This window comes from Streptomyces sp. NPDC018019, from assembly GCF_044327805.1.
GTDB lineage: Bacteria > Actinomycetota > Actinomycetes > Streptomycetales > Streptomycetaceae > Streptomyces.
The window spans coordinates 130088-149114 of sequence record NZ_JBIRGD010000017.1 but is presented as its reverse complement, the minus strand read 5'-3'; the positions used below and the strand labels follow the sequence as shown (position 1 = coordinate 149114).

Annotated in this window: 15 protein-coding genes; 4 read left to right on the top strand and 11 right to left on the bottom strand. The window is 73.6% G+C overall.

Annotated features, from left to right (window positions below):
* Positions 1-2: 2 nt before the first annotated feature.
* The 6 genes from ACH4FX_RS26700 to ACH4FX_RS26675 all read right to left on the bottom strand — a co-directional run bounded on the left by ACH4FX_RS26700 (position 3) and on the right by ACH4FX_RS26675 (position 8582).
* A complete protein-coding gene (locus ACH4FX_RS26700) occupies positions 3-3845 on the bottom strand; it encodes a lipopolysaccharide biosynthesis protein (protein ID WP_398483025.1) in 3843 nt (1280 codons plus the stop codon).
* Entirely contained in the window at positions 3838-4650 is an 813-nt protein-coding gene (locus ACH4FX_RS26695) for a polysaccharide deacetylase family protein (protein ID WP_398483023.1), read from the bottom strand. The genes ACH4FX_RS26700 and ACH4FX_RS26695 overlap by 8 nt, the downstream gene beginning before the upstream one ends.
* Positions 4647-5786, bottom strand: a complete 1140-nt coding sequence (locus ACH4FX_RS26690; protein WP_398483021.1) for a glycosyltransferase family 2 protein — start codon at positions 5784-5786, stop codon at positions 4647-4649. Before ACH4FX_RS26690 ends, ACH4FX_RS26695 begins: the two co-directional genes overlap by 4 nt.
* Entirely contained in the window at positions 5783-6598 is an 816-nt protein-coding gene (locus ACH4FX_RS26685; protein WP_398483020.1) for a glycosyltransferase family 2 protein, read from the bottom strand. The genes ACH4FX_RS26690 and ACH4FX_RS26685 overlap by 4 nt, the downstream gene beginning before the upstream one ends.
* A 387-nt stretch (positions 6599-6985) precedes the next feature.
* Positions 6986-8083, bottom strand: coding sequence for a GNAT family N-acetyltransferase (locus tag ACH4FX_RS26680; RefSeq protein WP_398483018.1), 1098 nt, complete (start codon positions 8081-8083; stop codon positions 6986-6988).
* Between the two features lies 1 nt (position 8084).
* A complete protein-coding gene (locus ACH4FX_RS26675; protein ID WP_398483016.1) occupies positions 8085-8582 on the bottom strand; it encodes a hypothetical protein in 498 nt (165 codons plus the stop codon).
* 443 nt (positions 8583-9025) lie between these two features.
* On the opposite strand from ACH4FX_RS26675, the gene ACH4FX_RS26670 reads away from it, so the two are divergent.
* On the top strand, positions 9026-9832 hold the full coding sequence (locus ACH4FX_RS26670) for an SGNH/GDSL hydrolase family protein (protein WP_398483014.1): 807 nt from the start codon (positions 9026-9028) through the stop codon (positions 9830-9832).
* Between the two features lie 71 nt (positions 9833-9903).
* Here ACH4FX_RS26670 and ACH4FX_RS26665 read toward each other — a convergent pair whose 3' ends face one another.
* Positions 9904-11367: a serine/threonine-protein kinase gene (locus tag ACH4FX_RS26665; protein WP_398483012.1), complete on the bottom strand. Its 1464-nt coding sequence runs from the start codon at positions 11365-11367 to the stop codon at positions 9904-9906.
* 425 nt (positions 11368-11792) lie between these two features.
* Between ACH4FX_RS26665 and ACH4FX_RS26660 the strand changes: the two genes are divergently transcribed.
* The gene (locus ACH4FX_RS26660; RefSeq protein ID WP_398483010.1) at positions 11793-12056 is read left to right on the top strand and encodes a hypothetical protein; all 264 of its coding nucleotides are present in this window, start codon (positions 11793-11795) and stop codon (positions 12054-12056) included.
* 24 nt (positions 12057-12080) lie between these two features.
* On the opposite strand, the gene ACH4FX_RS26655 is transcribed toward ACH4FX_RS26660, so the two are convergent.
* Together ACH4FX_RS26655 and ACH4FX_RS26650 are read right to left on the bottom strand one after the other, a co-directional pair.
* A complete protein-coding gene (locus tag ACH4FX_RS26655) occupies positions 12081-13286 on the bottom strand; it encodes a CaiB/BaiF CoA transferase family protein (protein WP_398483008.1) in 1206 nt (401 codons plus the stop codon).
* A 58-nt stretch (positions 13287-13344) separates the two neighbouring features.
* Positions 13345-14613, bottom strand: a complete 1269-nt coding sequence (locus ACH4FX_RS26650; protein ID WP_398483135.1) for a type ISP restriction/modification enzyme — start codon at positions 14611-14613, stop codon at positions 13345-13347.
* Positions 14614-14793: 180 nt separating this feature from the next.
* Here ACH4FX_RS26650 and ACH4FX_RS26645 point away from each other — a divergent pair, with 180 nt between their 5' ends.
* Together ACH4FX_RS26645 and ACH4FX_RS26640 are read left to right on the top strand one after the other, a co-directional pair.
* Positions 14794-16155, top strand: a complete 1362-nt coding sequence (locus ACH4FX_RS26645) for an MFS transporter (protein ID WP_398483006.1) — start codon at positions 14794-14796, stop codon at positions 16153-16155.
* A 109-nt stretch (positions 16156-16264) separates the two neighbouring features.
* Positions 16265-16570: a hypothetical protein gene (locus ACH4FX_RS26640; protein ID WP_398483004.1), complete on the top strand. Its 306-nt coding sequence runs from the start codon at positions 16265-16267 to the stop codon at positions 16568-16570.
* Between the two features lie 76 nt (positions 16571-16646).
* Here the strand turns inward: ACH4FX_RS26640 and ACH4FX_RS26635 are convergent, their stop codons facing one another.
* Complete coding sequence (locus tag ACH4FX_RS26635) at positions 16647-17396, bottom strand: GntR family transcriptional regulator (RefSeq protein WP_398483003.1); 750 nt, start codon at positions 17394-17396, stop codon at positions 16647-16649.
* A 48-nt stretch (positions 17397-17444) separates the two neighbouring features.
* Entirely contained in the window at positions 17445-18770 is a 1326-nt protein-coding gene (hmgA, locus tag ACH4FX_RS26630) for a homogentisate 1,2-dioxygenase (protein WP_398483001.1), read from the bottom strand.
* Between the last annotated feature and the right edge of the window lie 257 nt (positions 18771-19027).

Here is a 19027-nt window from a genome sequence, read left to right as displayed (position 1 = left end):
GCTCACGACATGGTCACGAACCGCTGGACGAGCGCCACCAGGAAGACCAGCATCAGCGGCAGCGTGAACCAGAACGAACTCTGCATCCAGCGCAGTTCGCGCACGCTCGGCGGCAGGGCCACGCGCACCACCTCGCGGGCCGCGAGCAGCAGGATCAGGGCTCCGGCCGCCAGCGCGCCGATCACCGACCACGGCGTCCAGGTGATGCGCGGGCCGACCGGTCCCGGGTCCGGCTCGGCCACCGGGCCCGGCGGCTGCTGTCTGAGTTCGTACAGCGCCGCGTGCTCATTGCCCATGACCCGGCGCAGTTCGGGGCGCTGGTCCAGGGCGGTGCGCAGCCGCTGCTCCCAGCTGGCGGCGTAGCCCGAGCCCAGGCGCAGCGACTCCGCCTGGCCGCGGTTGACCATGAAGTAGGAGTGCGGTCCGGCGTCGCGCAGCGCGTCGACCAGCGCATCGGTCAGGACCGGGTCGCGGGGGGCCAGGACGGGCACGTACTGCACCCGTTCCATGTCCTTCGCGCCCCAGGGCATGGCCGGGGTGACGTCGTTGACCGTGTCGTTGCTCGGCCACAGCAGTCGTACGGTGGGCCGGTCGTGCGCGTAGACGTAGTCCATCGCGGCCACTTCGCCCGGCCGGACGCGCTCGAACGGCTCGTTGCCCCAGCGGGCCACCAGGAACCCGGTGATCAGCACCACGCCCGTCAGCAGGGCGGCGAACGGGCCCAGGCCGCGACGGGTGCCCGCGGCGCGCGGAAAGAGCGCCAGCGCGCCCAGGACGCAGGCGCCGGGCAGCGCGAACATGAACACGCGCAGTGCCATCTCGCCGCCGTAGGACTGCATGCCGAAGGCGAGGAACGGGACGAAGGTCAGCACCAGCAGCGAGCGCTCGGAGAACCCGGCGGCACGCCGCCGCAGCACGCCCCAGCAGGCCAGCGCCATGACCCCGCCGGCCAGCGCCACTCGCGCGTACAGCACCAGTTTGTGGACGCTGTCGCCGCCGCCGATCCGGCCGGTGACCGACGACGAGACGTTTCCGCCGATGCCGCCCACGCCGCCGAACAGCTCGTCGAAGTGGCCCGACCAGTACGGCTCGGCGAGGAACCCGATCCACACCACGACCACCACGCCGAACAGCAGCGGCAGTCCGTACAGGGAACTACGGCGCACCACCACCAGGAAGGTCAGCACGCCCAGCATCACGAACGGCGTGAGCTGGTGCCCCGCGACGGACGCGGTGAACAGCAGTGCCAGTACGGCCAGCAGCGCCACCCGCTGCCCCCGCCCGGCCGGCGCGACCTCCGCCTCCCCGGGCCAGCGCTTGCCGCGCAGCACCCGCGCGTCGCGGAACCACACCAGCAGGATCGCCGCGAAGACCAGGTAGAGCAGGTACGTGAAGCCCTGCGGGGAGAAGTAGTCCTGGCCGACCCAGCCGCACAGCGCGAACAGCCATGCCGCGGTCCACTTCGCCCGCCAGCTCGCCCGTACGGACTTCAGCAGCAGGAACACCGGGGCCAGATACAGCAGCTGGATGGTCAGCGGCCACCAGCGCAGCACCTCGGTGAAATCCGTGACGCCGCACGCCTCGGCCAGGAACTGCGCCGCCGCGAAGAAGCTCGGCCAGCTCCAGCGCGCGTCCAGGTCGGGCACGGCGGAGCCGGTCCGGTCGATGTAGTCCAGGAAGCCCAGGTGCTGCCAGGCCGTCGGGAAGCGCGGTTCGGCCTCCAGGACGGCGGGCAGCGCATGCAGGGCCACCACGGTGAGGACCAGTACGGTCGCGAGCAGGGCGCGCCGCGGCCGGGACAGCCACAGCGCCGACGCGAAGGCCAGCACCAGCAGCACGGCGCCCAGCAGGGTCGCCGCGGGCAGCACGCTGATCAGGCCGAGCCCGCCCATCCGGTCCAGGTCGGCGTCGCCCATGCCGCGCAGCGGCAGCCAGAACAGCGCGAGCGCGGCCACCAGCAGCGCCCAGATGCCGATGTCCGGCCGCCCGCTCAGCCGGTCGGTGAGCCGGGGCCCGAAGGGGACGGATGCCGCGAGCCGGGCCTTGAGGGGAGCGGACGCGGCGGGGCGGGGCGTCGCCGGGGCAGCGGCGGGCTCGGCCGGGGCGTCCGGCGCCGGGCCGGACCGGGACGGCGGCGGCTTCTCCTCCTTCGGCTCCGCGCGGAACGCCTTCGCGGACACCGGCGGCACCGGCCGTTCCGTGACACCGCCGCCGTCCCCGCCCTCCTGCGCCCAGGACGGGGCGGGCCGTACGTCCGGTCGGCGCTCCATGTGTTCGAAGTCCACGTGCAGCCCCAGCGGCACCGTGTCCACGTCCCTCAGCGCACGCTCCGCCCAGCCGGGCCGGTGTTCCGGCGTCCCGGCCGCGGCGCCCGCTTCCCGCGCCGTACGCTCCGGCCCCGGCCCCACGGAGGCGCCGGGCGCCCGCGCGTCCCCCAGATCGCCGTTAACGGCCAGGTCCGCCAGGTCGCCGTCCGGCGCCAGCCCCTCCGCGGGCGCCCGGGTCAGCGGCGCGGAGGGATGCCCCCTGAGGATGCGGTACAGCTTGACGGACGCGATCGAGACGATCACCGTCAGGCTGGAGATCTCCGCGACGCCCGCCCCGGTCAGCCCCATCCGCGGCAGCAGCAGCACCGTCAGACCGAGGACCAGGAGGCACAGCAGGCCCTGCATGTACGCCAGCCCGGACGTACGGCTCTGCGCGCGCAGCACCGCGAAGTAGACCTCCATCACGACGCGCAGCGCGGCGCCCACCGCGAACCAGCGCAGCAGCGGGGTGGCGGCGTCCGCGTACCCCTGGCCGAACACGGCGAGGATGTACGGCGCGCAGACGAAGAGGAAGAGACAGACCGGGATCATGATCCGGGCCATCCGGCGCAGCGCGGCCCGGGTGTTCTCGGCCAGCCGCGCCGGGTCGTGCGAGCCCTCGACGGTCAGCGAGGCGCCCATGTTGATGGCGAGCAGGTTGACCGTGCCGCCGATGGTCGTGGTGATGTAGAAGTACGCGTTGTCGGCCGAACTGACCTGGGAGGCGACCAGTACCGGCACCAGGTAGACGACGGCCAGCGAGAACAGCGAGCCCGTGTAGTCGCCGGCCAGGAAGCGGCCCATCTCGCGCAGCGACGGCGGCCGGGCGGTCCGTTCGGTGGCCTTCACATGCCGCGGCACCAGCCGCCGGAACACCAGCCAGCCCAGCGGCAGCACGGACGCCGCGATGGCCGCGACCCACGAGACGAACACCCCCGCCAGCGGGATCGCCGCGGCGAACGCGATCAGCAGCGCCAGTTTGACCGCCGAGAAGACCAGGTTGCCGACCGGCACCCACAGCGCGCTCCGCAGCCCGGTCAGCACCCCGTCCTGGAGGGTCAGCAGCGACCAGGCGACCACCGCGACGATGAACCCCAGCCCGTGGACCGGGCCGTGCAGGAACCGGTACGAGGGCCCCCACAGGTCCAGGGTCAGCAGGAAGACCGTCGCGGCGACCGCGACGACCAGCGAACTGCCCAGGTACGTACGGCGGACCAGCCGGCCGGTGCGCCGCCCGGCGACCGGGATGTACCGGGCCAGCGCGCCGGTCAGCGTCAGCGAGGTCAGCCCCGCCAGCAGCTTCATCGCGGCGATGGCCGCCGAGCCCTGGCCGACCGCGGACTCGGTGTAGTACCGGGCCGCGACCAGCCAGAACCCCAGACCGAGCAGCCCGGAGATGCCGGTGTTGAGCATCAGCGCGTAGGCGTTGCGGAACAGCGGGCTGCCCCCGCCGCCCCGGCCGCCGAACAGGCGCCCGCGCACGCCCCCGGCCGGGCCCCGGTCCGTACGCTCCTCGGTCCGGGTGGTCGTGTCAGACACGGTTTCCGCGCACCTTCCCCACTGCCCTGGCCGCCTGGCGGGTCCTGCGGACCACGGCGTATCCCTTGGTGAGCGCCCGCTCCCGGGCGAAGTACCGCCCGACGGCCCGGCCCTCCACCAGCCGTGCGAACTCCTCGGTACCGGTGCCGCGCCCCACGGTGAGCCGGGTCAGCGCGTACGGGCCCTGGCAGCGCCCCGCCAGGGCGTTGTTCACCGCCAGCGACTGCCGGAAGCCCGCGCCGCGCACCGCCCGCCGCACCCGCCGGCTGGAATGGCCGTACGGGTAGGCGAACGACACCGGGGGAGTACCCAGTTCCTCGGCGACGAGCTGTTTGCAGCGCGTGATCTCGAACCACAGGCGGTCGTCGGAGATCTGGTCCAGCTGCGGATGGGTGTGGCTGTGGCCGCCGATCTCCACCCCGGCGGCGGCCAGTTCGCGCGCCTGGTCCCAGTCCAGCATGGTGTCCAGGGCGTTCCCGGTGTCGTACGGGCCGCGCAGCCAGCCCGTCGAGAGGAAGACGGTGGCCGCGAACCCGTGCCGGGCCAGTGCGGGCAGGGCGTGCCGGTGCACACCCTCGTAGCCGTCGTCGAAGGTGATCAGCACCGGCCGCTCGGGCAGCGGCCGGCCGCCCCGCCACGCCGCCCCCAGCTGTGCCGTGGTCAGCGGCGTGAAACCGAGGCCGTCCAGCACGGCCATCTGCTCGGCGAACGCCTCCGGCGTCACGGACAGGTCCAGCGCGGCCGGCGCGGGCGCGTGCGCGACCGCGTGGTACATCAGGATCGGCACCGTGCACGGTGTGGTCATGCCACCGCCTCCTCGCTCCCCGGGGACGGAGACCCGCCGTCCGTCCGGGAAGGCGCGGGGAACGCCCCCTCGGCCGGTTCGTGCGGGCCCGCGGGTTCCCGGGCCGTACCTCCCGTCCCGTCCGGCACCGGCACCACCACGAAGCCGCTGCCCGTCCGCCGCCGGTCGCGCCGCGCCCGCAGGCCGCCGAGCGCGTAGCCGAACGCGGTGGCGGACACGCCCGCGACGATCGCGCCCGCCCGGCCGGCGCCGCCCGCCCGCCCCAGCAGCGCGTCGCGCACCCCGCGCGCGACGCCTGCCGGGAGCACCCGGGTCGCGTAGCGCCGCTCCGCCGACAGCCCGTCCCGCGCGCCCACGCTGCGCGTCACCAGCGCCTTGGACAGGCCCTCCGCGTACGTACGGGAGCGGAAGTACGCGAAGCGCTCCCGGTCCCCGGGCACCCGGTGGTGGATCACCGCCCGGTCGTCGACCAGCAGCACCGCGTCCGGCACCGCGCGGGTCAGCCGGATGCACAGCTCGGTCTCCTCGCAGCCCAGCGGCCGCTTGCCGGCGTCCCGGCCGATGCCGGTGGCGAACCCGCCGGCGATCTCGAACGCCTCCCGCCGGAAGGAGGCGTTGCCGCCCAGGACGTTGCGCACCCGGACGGTGTGCGGCCCACCGGGCCCGCCGTTCCCGGGGAACAGCCCCCGGTACGCGCAGCCCACCACCCAGTCGAACTCCTCGGGGAACCAGGCCGGCCGGCGTCCCGAGGCCCAGACCGGCTCGGTACGGCCGCCGACCGCCAGCACGCGCGGGTCGGCGTAGCCCTCGGCGAAGTGCAGCAGCCAGTCGCGTTCGGCCACCGCGTCGTCGTCCAGGAAGGCGATCACCTCGCCGGTGGACTCCGCGACACCGGTGTTGCGCCCGGCGGACAGGCCGCGCGGCCCGGCGTTGGCCAGGACGCGTACCGGGCCGCTCCGCCCGGCTGTCGCGAAATGGTCTGCCAGCCGGTCCAGCAGGGCCGGATTGTGGTCGATGACGAGCAGCGTCTCGTGCGCCGGGAGGGACTGCCCGTGCACCGAGGCCGCCGCGGCGAGGATGTCGTCCCAGCGGTCCTCGGTGTACGCGCAGATCACCACGGAGAAGCGGACGCTCAAGACGCCTCTCCCGTGATCATGGTGGGGCGGGCGGGGCGCTTGTGGCGCGTACTGCGCTCACGCAGTATCACCTTCAGCACCCGGAACCCGTCCCGCACGGCCCGCAGGTTGCTCACGCCGTGGATGCGGTGGTACTCGTGGCTGGGGATCTCCTGGACCTTCAGACCGGCCTTGACCACACGGATGTTCATCAGCGTCTCGACCTCGAAGCCGGCGCAGTCCAGGGCGATCTCGTCCAGGCAGTGCCGCCAGAAGGCGTTGTAGCCGTAGCACAGGTCCGTGTAGCGGGCGCCGAACTTGGTGTTCACCACGGTGGTCAGCACCCGGTTGCCCAGCTTGCGCACCGGTGTCATGTCGTCGGTGCCGCCGCCGTTGGCGAACCGCGAGCCCTTGGCGAAGTCCGCGCCCCCCACCAGCGCGGAGACATAGCTGACGATCTCGGCGCCGTCCGCCGAGCCGTCCGCGTCGACCATCACGATGATGTCGCCCGTGCAGGCCGCGAACCCGCTGATCAGCGCGTCCCCCTTGCCCTTGCCGCGCTGTTCGACGACCTTGACCTCCGGCCACAGCTCGCGGGCGACCGCGACCGTGTCGTCGGTGGAATTCCCGTCCACCAGGACGACTTCGTGTATCCACTCCGGAAGTGTCTTGAAGACGTACGGAAGATTCTCCGCCTCGTTCATCGCGGGTATCACGACGCTGACCGGCGGAGCTATGGCCAGGTGCGAGGAAACGGGACGGTATTGACTCTCGGCGCTCGGCGGCGTCAACGGCTTCTGATCCGTTTCCGCGGAGTGGAGGAATGAACTCATGACTTCGTTTCCCTCTCGTCCGGTGGACCGCCCACCCCCGGGCGGCCCGGATGGGTATCCGGTTCGAAAGGGGGGTTCACACCCCGCTCATGACGGCATGGTTCTTTTCGCCGGGTGAACAGGGCGAGCTGGCATGCGTGTTTCCGGCCGCGCGGCTCGTGTCCCGATGATCGACGCGGTTTTCGTCATGTGAAGATCGGACACGGCACCCCCCTACCGCGCCCCGCCCCGGGCCTCGTCGCGGCGCTTGAGCCCTCCCCTAGAGCCGCCTTGCATGACGTGCCGGTACGGGTGGTGTACGACGGTATTGATGACTGGGACTCTATGGCAATACCTCGACCTCGCCTCCCGTTCTGCGTCATTGGCGTATATGGACCGGTGCGCCGATCAACCACGCGACCGGATTCGGCCCATCCGTTTGAGGAGACGATCAGCCGGCCCGAACAATTCCGGCCGGGACACCACCGTGTTGCGCAATGCCCGCACCGGGACGCGGTGTGCGCGATGGCACAGCGCGACCGGATGACGGTGCCGCGACACCCATCCTTCGGAAACCGTCAGTTCCCGCGTCTTCAGACAGTCCTTGTATTGCTTTTCACCGCGCCCCAGATCGATGTACGCCATCCCGTCGGCGGCGGCCCCCTCGGCCATGTGCAGATGCAGCACCAGACCGGGTGAGAACTTCGCGTACGCCGGGTCGTACGCGGGGAACCAGCAGGAGAGCACCCGCTCGGAACGGATGCCGAAGTGCGCGGCGACCGGTGTGTCGCCCGCGTAGAGCACCGACAGCAGCCCGGAGAAGGACCGGGAGCGGGTGTGGAAGAGCTGGTCGACGAGCTGGACGATCCAGGGGTGGGCGAAGCGGTCGCTGCGCCCCGTCCGGCGGTACTGCGCGGACTTCCAGCCGAGGAGCCGGCGCAGCACGGCCGGGTCCCGCTCGTCGTGCACGTACCGCACCGGGCCGATGTCCCGCCCCAGCTTGCGCGCCTTGCCCAGGGTCCGGCGGGAGAACTTCGGGGAGTGCTCCAGCAGCCACGCCAGATACACCTCGTACCCCTGGTCCACGTCGATCACGGGGGAGGGGAAGCTGTGCACCGGTGACGTCTCGAACGGCTTCTGGCCCTCCACCAGGTGGTCGAACTCCAGCACCGACAGCCCGCAGGCGTGCAGCAGCTCGCGGGAGTCCCACTGGAAGCCGGGGCGGTGCACCAGCCCCTGGGCGTCCGACACCCCCAGCCCGATCGCCCGCCCGACGCCCAGCGGCGAGCGCTGGAAGGGCAGGAAGGCGGCCGGCTCCCCGTCCTCGCGGAGCACCGCGATCCGCACCCCGCGCCGGCAGCGGCCGACGGCGAGGGCGAACTCGGGTGCGAGAAAAGGATTCGCCAGCTGGGGTGTGCCCAGCAGGTGCGCCTGGGACTGCACGGCGCTCCACGCCGTCCGGTCGGCGCCGCTGAGCTCACCCGGGCGGTACACGCTGATGTCCACGTCAGTTCGTCCGACTTCCCCGTCCACGGGCGCCGGACCACCGGCGCCGCACGCTGACCCCCAGGAAAACGCCGCCGCTGAGCACGGCGACGGCCACCACCCCGCCCCGCGCCGACCAGACGTGCAGGGCGAGCATCGCCTGCGCGACGAGCAGGTCCAGGGCGACCGCCCCGGCCCCCGCGACGACGGTCCGGCTGAGCGGGTCCAGCCGGCCCAGCGCGGCGGCGAGCGCCGCGGCCGGCGCCAGCACCAGGAAGAAGAGGGTGCACGGGGCACGCAGCGGCGAGGCGAGGTCGGCGAGCGCCAGGAAGGCGCCCACACCGCCGACCGCCACCGCCGCGCCGGCCAGGACGGGCGCCGAGTCCGCGCGCCACCGCGCGGCGCCCGCGCCGGGCACCGGGCCGTCCGGCCCGCCGCCCTCCGGAACGCCGGGCGCGGGCCCGGCACGACCGGGCCTGCCGCCCTCCGGCACGTTGCCGTTGATGGTCTTGGTCTGCATTGGCAGCTTTGCCCCCCATAAGCGCCTGATGCCGGGCTTCAATGTCGCGCAGCGGGCGCGGGCCCGTCAAGATGCGAAGAAGGCGTGAACGGGCCATGTCCTACGGGTGGTTGGGGGCGGGAACCGCCCGTTTGCGAAGGCGTCGGGGCAACGCCCGCGGACGCCCTGGGGGCACGTGGCGGACGGCCCGGGCGGTGGCTGCGCACCACGGACGCCGGAGCCGCCGGTGGGGGCTCCGCGCCCGGCGGACGGCTGGCTCGATCACTGCGGTCGGCATTCCCGCCTCCGGCCGGCCCCTGGCGGGCTGTCATATATGTGGCATTCGGCCGCCATGACACGTCCATGGAGATCACCCGTGATCGTGAGAATGGGTGACAAGGCTTCCCGTAACGGATGGGTCCTGCTACATCAGGAGTGGCAGAGATCCTGCTCAGGGAGGTTCCATGAGACTGTCCCGATGCGCGGCCACGGCGTCCGCGTTCCTCGTCACCTCGGCGCTCGCGCTCTCCGGCGCGAGCGCGGCCGTGTCCGCCCCGCGGGCACAGGCCACCGACTACGTGGCGCTCGGCGATTCCTATTCCTCCGGCGTGGGCGCCGGAAGCTACGACGGCAGCAGCGGCGCCTGCAAGCGCAGCACCAAGTCCTACCCGGCCCTGTGGGCCGCCTCGCACACCGGCACCCGCTTCAACTTCACCGCCTGCTCGGGCGCCCGCACGGGGGACGTGCTGGCCAAGCAGCTGACCCCGGTCAACTCCGGCACCGACCTGGTCAGCATCACCATCGGCGGGAACGACGCCGGCTTCGCCGACACCATGACCACCTGCGCCCTCCAGGGCGAGAGCGCGTGCCTGAACCGGATCGCCCAGGCGCGCGCGTACGTCAACCAGACGCTGCCCGGCAAGCTGGACCAGGTCTATGACGCCATCGACAGCCGGGCCCCCGCCGCCCAGGTCGTCGTCCTGGGCTACCCGCGCTTCTACAAGCTGGGCGGCAGCTGCTCCGTCGGTCTCTCGGAGAAGTCCCGCGCCGCCATAAACGCCGCCGCCGACGACATCAACGCCGTCACCGCCAAGCGCGCCGCCGACCACGGCTTCACCTTCGCGGACGTCAACACGACCTTCGCCGGACACGAGATCTGCTCCGGCGCCCCCTGGCTGCACAGCGTCACCCTCCCCGTGGAGAACTCCTACCACCCCACGGTCAACGGGCAGGCCAAGGGCTACCTGCCCGTCCTCAACTCCGCCACCTGACCTCCCGCCCGCCCCGCCCCTGACGAAGTCCCGCCCCCGGGCGGGACTTCGCCGTAGGCGGGCACGCCGCGTCACCCCGTCGCCCCGGTCGCCCCGCCGTACTGCCCGTCCGTGGTGCCGCCCGTGCTGCCGCCCGTGGGCGTCGGGGCGGACGTGGTCGGCTCGGTGGTGGTGGCGGGGGGAGTCGTCGGGGCGTGGGTGGTGGACCGGGGCGGAGTGGTCGGCGGGGACGTACGGTGGGGCGGCGTGCTGCCGGGATAGGTACGGCCGGGCGTCGTGCCGCCCGGCGGCGTGGTCGCGGTGGCCGTGCTGCCGGGAGACGTCCGCCCCCGCGTGCTGCTGCCACCGCCGTCCCCGGTGCTTCCTCCCGAACCCCCGCCGCTCGTCGTGCTGCCCGGTGGACGGTCCGTTGGAGCGTTGCCGTCCAGCAGCGCGTACGCCACGCCGCCCGCCGTCAGCGCGGCGATCAGCGCACCGGCCAGCAGCAGCCGGACCGACCGCCGCCGTCGCCGCTCGGCCTCGGCCACGGTGTCCGCGGGCCGCACCCCGGCCGTGGTCCCCGGGCCCGGCACCGGTTCCGCCGGACCGTACGCCGGGGGCGGGTGGCCGGCGGCGACCGTCGGCGCGTAACCGGGCGGCGGCACCACCACCGTGGGCGTGGCGCCGCCCGCCGCGACCGCGTCCAGCATCCGCTGCGCCTCGGCCGCGTCCAGCCGCTCCCGCGGGTCCTTGCGCAGCAGCCCCTCCAGTACGGGCGTCAGCGGGCCCGCGCGACGGGGCGGCGGCAGCCGCTCGTCGACCACCGCGCGCAGCGTGGACAGCGGTGTGTCCTGACGGAACGGGGAATGGCCCTCCACGGCCGCGTACAGCGTCACGCCCAGCGACCACAGGTCCGACTCCGGCCCGGCCTGCTGCCCCAGCGCCCGCTCCGGGGCCAGGAACTCGGGCGAGCCGACCAGCTCGCCCGTCAGCGTCAGCGCGGCGGAGCCCGCCACCCGTGCGATGCCGAAGTCGGTCAGGACCACCCGGCCGTCGTTGCCGAGCAGCACGTTGCCCGGCTTCACGTCGCGGTGCAGCACGCCCGCCAGGTGCGCGACCCGCAGCGCGGCCAGCACCTGCGCCCCGATGCCCGCGGCCCGGGGCGGCGCCAGCGGGCCGTCCGCGTCCAGCACCTCGGCCAGCGACAGGCCGCGCACCAGCTCCATGACGATCCACGGGCGGCCGCCCTCGGACACCACGTCGTAGACGGTCACCACGTTGCGGTGCGCGATGCGGGCCGCCGCCCGGCCCTCCCGCTCCAGGCGCGCGTAGAGCAACTCCTCCGCGCGCCCGGTCAGGTCGCGGGGCGCCCGGACCTCCTTGACGGCGACCTCGCGGGCCAGCAGCTCGTCCCGGGCCCGCCACACCACGCCCATCCCGCCCCGGCCCAGCTCGCCGGCCAGCCGGTAGCGCCCCGCCAGCAGCCGTCCGCCGTCCCCGCCCTCCCCGCCGTCCCGCAGGCCGCCGGTTCCCGCGCCGCCAGGACCCTCGCTCATGGACGAGCCCCCCTCGCAGTAGAGCGATTCGGTGGAAACGTACCTCAACCCAGCGTGGTTGCCGCCCCCTTGAGCGGTAATCCGCCGCCGGGCGGGAGCACCCCGGCGGCGGTGCCGGCGGGCACCGGCGGAACATGGCCTACCGGTTCCGCGGGCCGCGCCGTCCGCCGGGCTACGTGATCTTCGGCACGGCGGCGCCGGTACGGCGGACCGGCGTGCGGCCGCTCCGGAGCCGGCCGGCGGCTCCGCCGGGCCCACGACCTCGGCGGACGGCCAACTCGCCCTCGGTCGGCAGTGATCCGTAAGGTGGCGTCAACGTCGGTGCGCGGGAGGTGAATCCCGGTGACCGGGCCGCGCGCGTGTCACGGGAGAGAGATAGGGTTACCCTGCCCGGGCCGGGTGCCCTCGTACGGGTGGGGAGTGTCATGGAACAGATAACAATGCGCAGCAGGCCACGAGTGCCTGCGATCAGTTGCGGAAGCGGCGCGTCCAGCGCGCGGCTCGACCGCCACCTCGCGGTGCTGGGCGGTCCCGCCGTCCCGCAGCGCGAGACGGAGGGTGCGACGTCGTTGATGCAGGAGCTCACCGCTCGTGACCACACGCGCACGAGGACGAACCGCGGCGCCAGGGTGTCGCTGTTCGCGCCGCTGCGCAGGCTGCGCCGGTCGCTGTTCGGCGGCCACGGCTGAACCTCGGCCACCGGTCCCGGCCCCTCAGGCGACCACACCGTCCCGGCGCAGCGCTGCGATCCGCTCGCTCGTCAGACCCAGAGCGCTCAGCAGCGCGTCGGTGTGCTCGCCGAGGGCCGGGACGTTCCCCATCACGGGCCCGGCGCCCCCGGGCAGCGTGATCGGCGGCAGCAGCGCGCGCAGCGGCCCCACCGGTGACCCCACCTTCCGCCAGCGGTCGCGCGCCGTGAACTGCGGATGCCCGGCCAGCTCCGCCACCCCGTTCAGCCGCGCACAGGCGATCCCCGCCTCCTCCAGTCGCCGGACGGCCTCGGCCGCTCCCAGCCCCGCCAGCGCCTCACCGACCACCCGGTCCGTCTTGTCCCGATTGCGGGTACGCGCCACATTCGTCGCGAACGCCGGATCGTCGGCCAGTTCGGGCCGCTCCAGCACCTGCGCCGCCAGCCGCCGCCATTCCCGGTCGTTCTGCACGGACAGCAGCACCGGCTGCCCGTCCGCCGTCGGGTAGGCGTTGTACGGCGCGATCACGGCGTGCGCGACCCCGGTGCGCGCGGGCGGCGTGCCCCCGTACATCCCGAAGTAGAGCGGGTGCCCCAGCCACTCGGCCAGCGCGTCCAGCATCGCGACCTCCACCGGGCCGCCGCGCCCCGTCGTGCCCCGGCGCAGCAGCGCGGCCAGCACACCGGAGAAGGCGTACATCGCCGCCGCGATGTCCGCCGCCGGTATCCCGGCCTTGGCCGGTTCCTCCGGCGTCCCGGTCAGCGAGACGAGTCCGGCCTCGCACTGCACGAGCATGTCGTAGGCCCGTTTGTGCGCGTACGGGCCGTCGGGGCCGTACCCGGAGATGTCCACGGCGACCAGGCGCGGATGGCGGGCGCACAGGGCCGCCGCGTCGAGCCCGAGCCGCGCGGCGGCGCCCTGCGCGAGGTTCTGCACGAACACGTCCGCGGTGGCGAGCAGTTGTTCCAGCAGCTCACGGCCCCGCGGGTCCTTGAGGTCGAGTGCCAGGGACTCCTTGCCGCGGTTGGCCCACACGAAGTGCGAGGCCAGCCCGCGGACCGAGGTGTCGTAGGTACGGGCGAAGTCGCCGCCGTCCGGCCGCTCGACCTTGATCACCCGGGCGCCGAGGTCGGCGAGCTGCCGGGTGGCGAACGGCGCGGCCACGGCCTGTTCGACGGCGACGACGGTGATGCCCTCCAGGGGCGGCGGCTGCGGCGCGGTGCGGTCCATGGTCGGACCACCTACCCGCCGCCGCCCGCCGGGCAACGCGCCGGACGGCACGGCCGCGTCACAGCAGGGCGAACTGCCCGTCCGGCCCCTCCTCGTGGTGGTCCAGGACGGAGGCCGGGCGGCGGGCCGCGGCGGGCGGCGGCAGCACCCCGGCCGCGCGCAGCTCGGACGCCTCGACGCGCGGCCCGTCCACCGTCCGCCGGTGCAGCGCCTGCTGCGCCGGACGCGCCTCGCCCACCAGCGACAGCACGGTGATCAGTTCCAGCAGCTCGGTGGTCCACTCCTGCGGCCAGGCGGCCGGCCGTACCGCCTCCAGCCCCTGCGGGCCGGCCACCGGAGCGGTCCGGCGTTCGCACCACGCCTCCAGCACGCGCACACCGCCCGCCTCGGCTTCCCAGGCCGACCGGGGCACGGGGGAGATCCGGCCGGGACCGAGGAGCAACGCCTCCTCGTCCGGCAGATAGGCGAGGGTGTCCGGCAGCCCGCGGGCGGGCAGCGGGGCGCGGACGTAGGGGCGCCGGCCGCCGGGCATCCGGGGGCGGTCGCCGGCACGCGCCCCGTACGCCGTCCCGGCACCCCGCGCGCCCCTCGTCTGGAGCCACAGCAGCCGTTCGCCCAGCGCGACGCCCTCCTCCCACACCCCGGCGTCGGCGGTCAGCGGCACGACCGCGCCGGACGGTGCGGGCCGGGCGCTCGCCACCGTCCAGGCGAGCAGCTCCGCGGCCCCGACCGGCCGGTCCAGGCGCCGCGCCAGCAGGTCCGTCAGGCCCGGGGCGAGGTTGGGCTCGCTGCCGCCGGGCCGCCGGTAGAGCGGGCGGATACGGCCGGGCCGCCCGGCCGGCGACCGGCCGTCCGGCAGCAGCGCGGAGGCGACCAGCGCCGGGCCTTCGGCCTGCGGCACCTGTCCCAGCTCCACCACGAAGACCTGCCGCCCGTCCGCGACCCGCCACAGCTCCGGGCGGGCCCCGTCGATCAGCCGGTGGTCGGGCAGCAGCCACTGCTGGTCGTACGGGCCGTGCAGGACGCGCACCGGATCGGGGCACGGGCCCGTGGAGTGCGCGAGCCGGCCGGTGGGCGTGGCCTGTCCGGGGAGCTGGGGCACGGCCGTGCGCAGCGTACGGGCCCGGCTGGGCCGGAACAGCCGCTCGCGCGCGCAGTCGTCACCGACCGCGTGCAGCGCCGCCCAGCGGGCCCGGAGGGAGGCGGCGTCCGGGGCCATGATCCAGCCGCGGCCGAGCCGCAGCGGCGCGACCGACCAGGGCATCAGGTCGTCGAGCCGGGGCGCCGCCGCGAGCCTGCCGCCGCCGCTCCCCGTGGCCTGTGTCACCGTCACGCGGTCGCCCTCCCCGGCCCTTCGGTGCGCTCGGTTGCCTGAGGGCATCGTAACGGCGGCGGCCGGCGGCGGTCTTTCGCCCGTGATCACCGCCGGGTACGGTCCTGGCCGTACGACCGCGCCGTACGCCCGGTCGTCCGTCCGTGCCGCCGCCGTCCGCCGGGAGGAGCGGAGATGACCGCTACGCAGCTCGCCGGGGCGCGGGCGGGGGCCCGGCTGGACCGGCTGCCGCCGTCGCGCTGGCACCGCCGCCTGACCCTCACCGTCGGCATCGGTGCCTTCTTCGACCTCTACGAGATCTTCCTCGGCGGGGTGCTGGCCGCGGTGCTCGCCGAGCGGTGGCAGCTGGAGCACACCGCCAGGTCGTGGGTGATCGCCGCCGGGTTCCTCGGCATGTTCGTGGGCGCCAACGTGCTGTCGGTGCTCGCGGACCGGTTCGGGCGGCGCCGGATGTTCCTGGTCAACCTGGGCGCGTACTCCCTGTGTTCGCTGCTGTGCGCCTTCGCGCCGAACGTGCAGTGGCTGATCGCGCTGCGCTTCCTGGCCGGGCTCGGCCTGGGCGCCGAACTGGTCCTGGTGGACACCTATCTGGCCGAGTTCCTGCCGCGCGCGGTACGCGGCCGGTACATCGCCTGGGCCTACACCTTCGGCTTCCTCGGCGTACCGGTGGCCGCCTTCGTCGGCGCGCGGCTGGTGGCCACCCGCGAACTGTTCGGCGTGGAGGGCTGGCGCTGGCTGCTGGTGGCGGGCGCGCTGGGCGCCGCGTTCATCCAGCTCATGCGCGCCCGGCTGCCCGAGTCGCCGCGCTGGCTGGCCGTGCACGGCCGGGAGGCGGAGGCGGCGCGGATCGTGACGGACATCGAGGAGCGCGTCGCGCGGGAGACGGGCGGGACGCTGCCCTCGGTCGCCGCGGCGGCGGAGGTGCCGCAGCGCCGCGTCCCGCTCGGCGAGATGTTCCGCGGCGACCACCGGCGCCGCACGCTCATGTGGTGGATCTTCCAGGTCCTCCAGACCGTCGGCTACTACGGCTTCGGGTCGCTGGCGCCGGTCGTGCTGACCGCCAAGGGCCACACCGTCACCGCGTCGCTGAGCTACGCGGCGCTCAGCTTCTGCGGCTACCCGCTCGGCTCGGCGCTGTCCGTACCGCTCATCGACCGGGTCGAGCGCAAGACGCTGATCATCGGGTCCGCGCTGGGCATGGCGGCGTGCGGCCTGGCCTTCGGCTTCGCCGGCTCCGCCTGGCTGATCGTGGGCGCCGGCTGCGCGCTGACCGTGTGCAGCAACGTCTTCTCCAACGCCTTCCACGTCTACCAGACCGAGATCTTCCCGACCGGCCTGCGCAGCAGCGCCATCGGGATCGCCTACTCGCTGTCCCGGCTCACCTCGGTGATCCTGCCGTTCGTCGCGCTGACCGTGCTGGACGGCCTGGGGCCCGGCGCCGTCTTCACCGGCTCCGCGGTGCTGATGGTGCTGCTGTGCCTGGACGTGGCACTACTGGGCCCGCGCAGCACGGGGCGGAGTCTGGAGCGGATCTGAGGCCCGCACGGCCCCGGCGGACCTCACTCCAACAGCCGTCACCGAGTGCGGCGGGCAATGCGCCCATTCAACACTGGAACGGCCAAAACTCCGGTGAAAAGGAAAGAACATGCGACGAGAACTGGTTGTCGCGGCTGCCGCAGCCGCCCTTGCCCTCGGCTTCTCCGCCCCCGCGCACGCGCAGGACGGTGTCAACACGTTCAACTGCCTCTCGGTGACGCCGGAGGACGAGGGCGCCATAGGACGCAACTGCTCGAACAACTTCGGCCACCGGGGCGGGTATCTCAAACTGCCCTTCGAAATCAAGACGTCGGCGGACACCTATGCCTGTAAGCGCAAGGCCGGGGGCAGTTTCTCCGGCGTGCACGACTACAAGGCAAAGGCGGTACGCGGTTACTACTGTGAGAAGGCGTGACAGCGTCAGGGACCGGCAGGCGGCTGTTCCGCACCGCGTGAACCGTCCGGCCCGCGGCTGACGCCGGACACCCGCCTCAATGCGCGTCCAGGGTCACCGTGAAGGAGAAACGGTCGCCCCGGTAGTGGATGCGGGCCACGTCCACCACCCGGCCGTCCTGGTCGTAGGTGATGCCCGTGTAGTGCAGGATCGGGCTGAGCAGCGGGACCTGGAGCAGCCGGGCGGTCTCCGGGTCGGCCAGCCGGGCCTCGACCGTGTCCGTGATCCGGCTGATGGCCACGCCCACCGCGTCCCGCAGCACCTTGGTCATCGGCCAGCGCTCCAGGTCCGCCGGGTCCAGGCGGGCCGCGACGTCCGGGTGCAGGAAGTTGACCGCGTGGTTCGTCGGCTCGCCGGTCTTGGCGTCGCTGCGCAGCCTGCGGTACGTGGCCACCTCCGCCAGGTCCGGGAAGTACTCCGCCAGCTCGGCGGGCACGGCGGCCGTCCCGTGGCCCAGCAGTTCGGTGCTCATGCCGGACTGCTGGGCCACGATCGCGTCCACCGAGCCGAGCAGCCGCACGGGCGACCCGCGCCGCGCGCTCGGCTCGATGAACGTCCCGCGCCTGCGGTGCCGCGTGATCAGCCCCTCCGTCTCCAGCTCCTTGAGCGCCTGGCGCATGGTCAGCACGCTCACGCCGTAGTGCGCGGCGAGCGCGTCCTCGGTCGGCAGCCGCAGCGGGGCGCCGGGGGAGCGGCCGAGTATGGACGCGCGCAGCGACTGCGAGACCTGGTACCACAGCGGCAGCTTGCGGTTCAGATCCAGCGAGTCGGGGGCGAAGGTGGTCACGACGACTCCGTATCAGGGCCGGACGGATCCCGGGCAGAGCCTGTGCTCTCAGGGACGGAAGTGGCGCTCAAGACCCTGCCACACCCGGTCGTAGCCGCTCTGCAGGTGGTCGGCGCCGGCCGCCTGCTCGGTGAGCGTGACCGGCCAGCGGGTCTCGAACATGAACGCCAGCCCGTCGTCGACCTTCTGCGGCTTCAGCTCGGCCGCACTGGCCCGGTCGAAGGTCTCCCGGTCCGGGCCGTGCGCGGACATCATGTTGTGCAGCGAGCCGCCGCCCGGTACGAAGCCCTCCGCCTTGGCGTCGTAGGCGCCCTCGACCAGCCCCATGTACTCGCTCATCACGTTCCGGTGGAAGTAGGGCGGCCGGAAGGTGTCCTCGCCGACCAGCCAGCGCGGCGCGAAGACCACGAAGTCCACGCCGGCCAGGCCCGGGGTGTCGGACGGCGAGGTCAGCACGGTGAAGATCGAGGGGTCCGGGTGGTCGTAGCTGATCGAGCCGATGACGTTGAAGCGGCGCAGGTCGTAGACGTACGGGACGTGGTTGCCGTGCCAGGCCACGACGTCCAGCGGCGAGTGGTCGTAGGTCGCCTTCCAGAGGTTGCCGCAGAACTTGTTGACGACCTCGTGGGGGCCTTCCTCGTCCTCGTACGCGGCGGTCGGCGCGAGGAAGTCCCGGGCGTTGGCCAGGCCGTTGGCGCCGATCGGGCCGAGGTCGGGGAGCTGGAAGGGCTGCCCGTGGTTCTCGCAGACGTAGCCGCGCGCGGTGGCGTCGAGCAGTTCGACGCGGAAGCGGACGCCGCGCGGGATCAGCGCGACGTGTCCGGGTTCGGCGCGCAGCAGGCCCAGTTCGGTGCGGATCAGCAGGCCGCCGTGTTCCGGCACGATCAGCAGTTCGCCGTCCGCGTCGCTGAACACCCGCCGTTGCATGGAGGTGTTGGCGTGGTAGAGGTGGATGGCCATGCCGGTGCGCCGGGTGGCGTCGCCGTTGCCGCCCAGCGTCCACAGCCCGGCCAGGAAGTCGGTGGGGGCCTCGGGCGCGGGCAGCGGGTTCCAGCGCAGGCGGTTGGGGTCGGGCTCGGTCCCGGTGAAGGGCGCGCCGCGCAGCGCGCCGTTGTCCGTCCGCTCGAACGCGGGGTGCGCGGCGGACGGGCGGATGCGGTAGAGCCACGTACGGCGGTTGCGGGCGCGCGGCTCGGTGAAGGCCGAACCGCTCAGCTGCTCCGCGTACAGCCCCAGGGGTGCGCGCTGCGGGGAGTTGCGGCCCACCGGGAGGGCGCCGGTGACCGCCTCCGAGCTGTGTTCGTTGCCGAAGCCCGCGGAGTACGCGAGCCCCTCGGCCGTCTTTCTCGCCCGCTCGTTGCCCGTGCCTGTCATCGCGTGCTCCCACCGATCGAGGAATCCAGCAATCCTATGGAGGACCTTAGGATTGCCTCCCCGGCCCGTCAACGGAAACTCTCGGCCACCTGCGGCGGGTGCCGCGGACAGGACCGGGCGGGGCGTGCCCCGGCCGGTGACCCCGGCCCGACCGGCTCGTGTACCGCCGCGCCGGCCCCGTGTTTTGCTCGTATTGCTCGCGCGTCAAGACCTTGTTAACGAAAGTTTCGGCCACCTACCGTCACCTCGACCGCCGT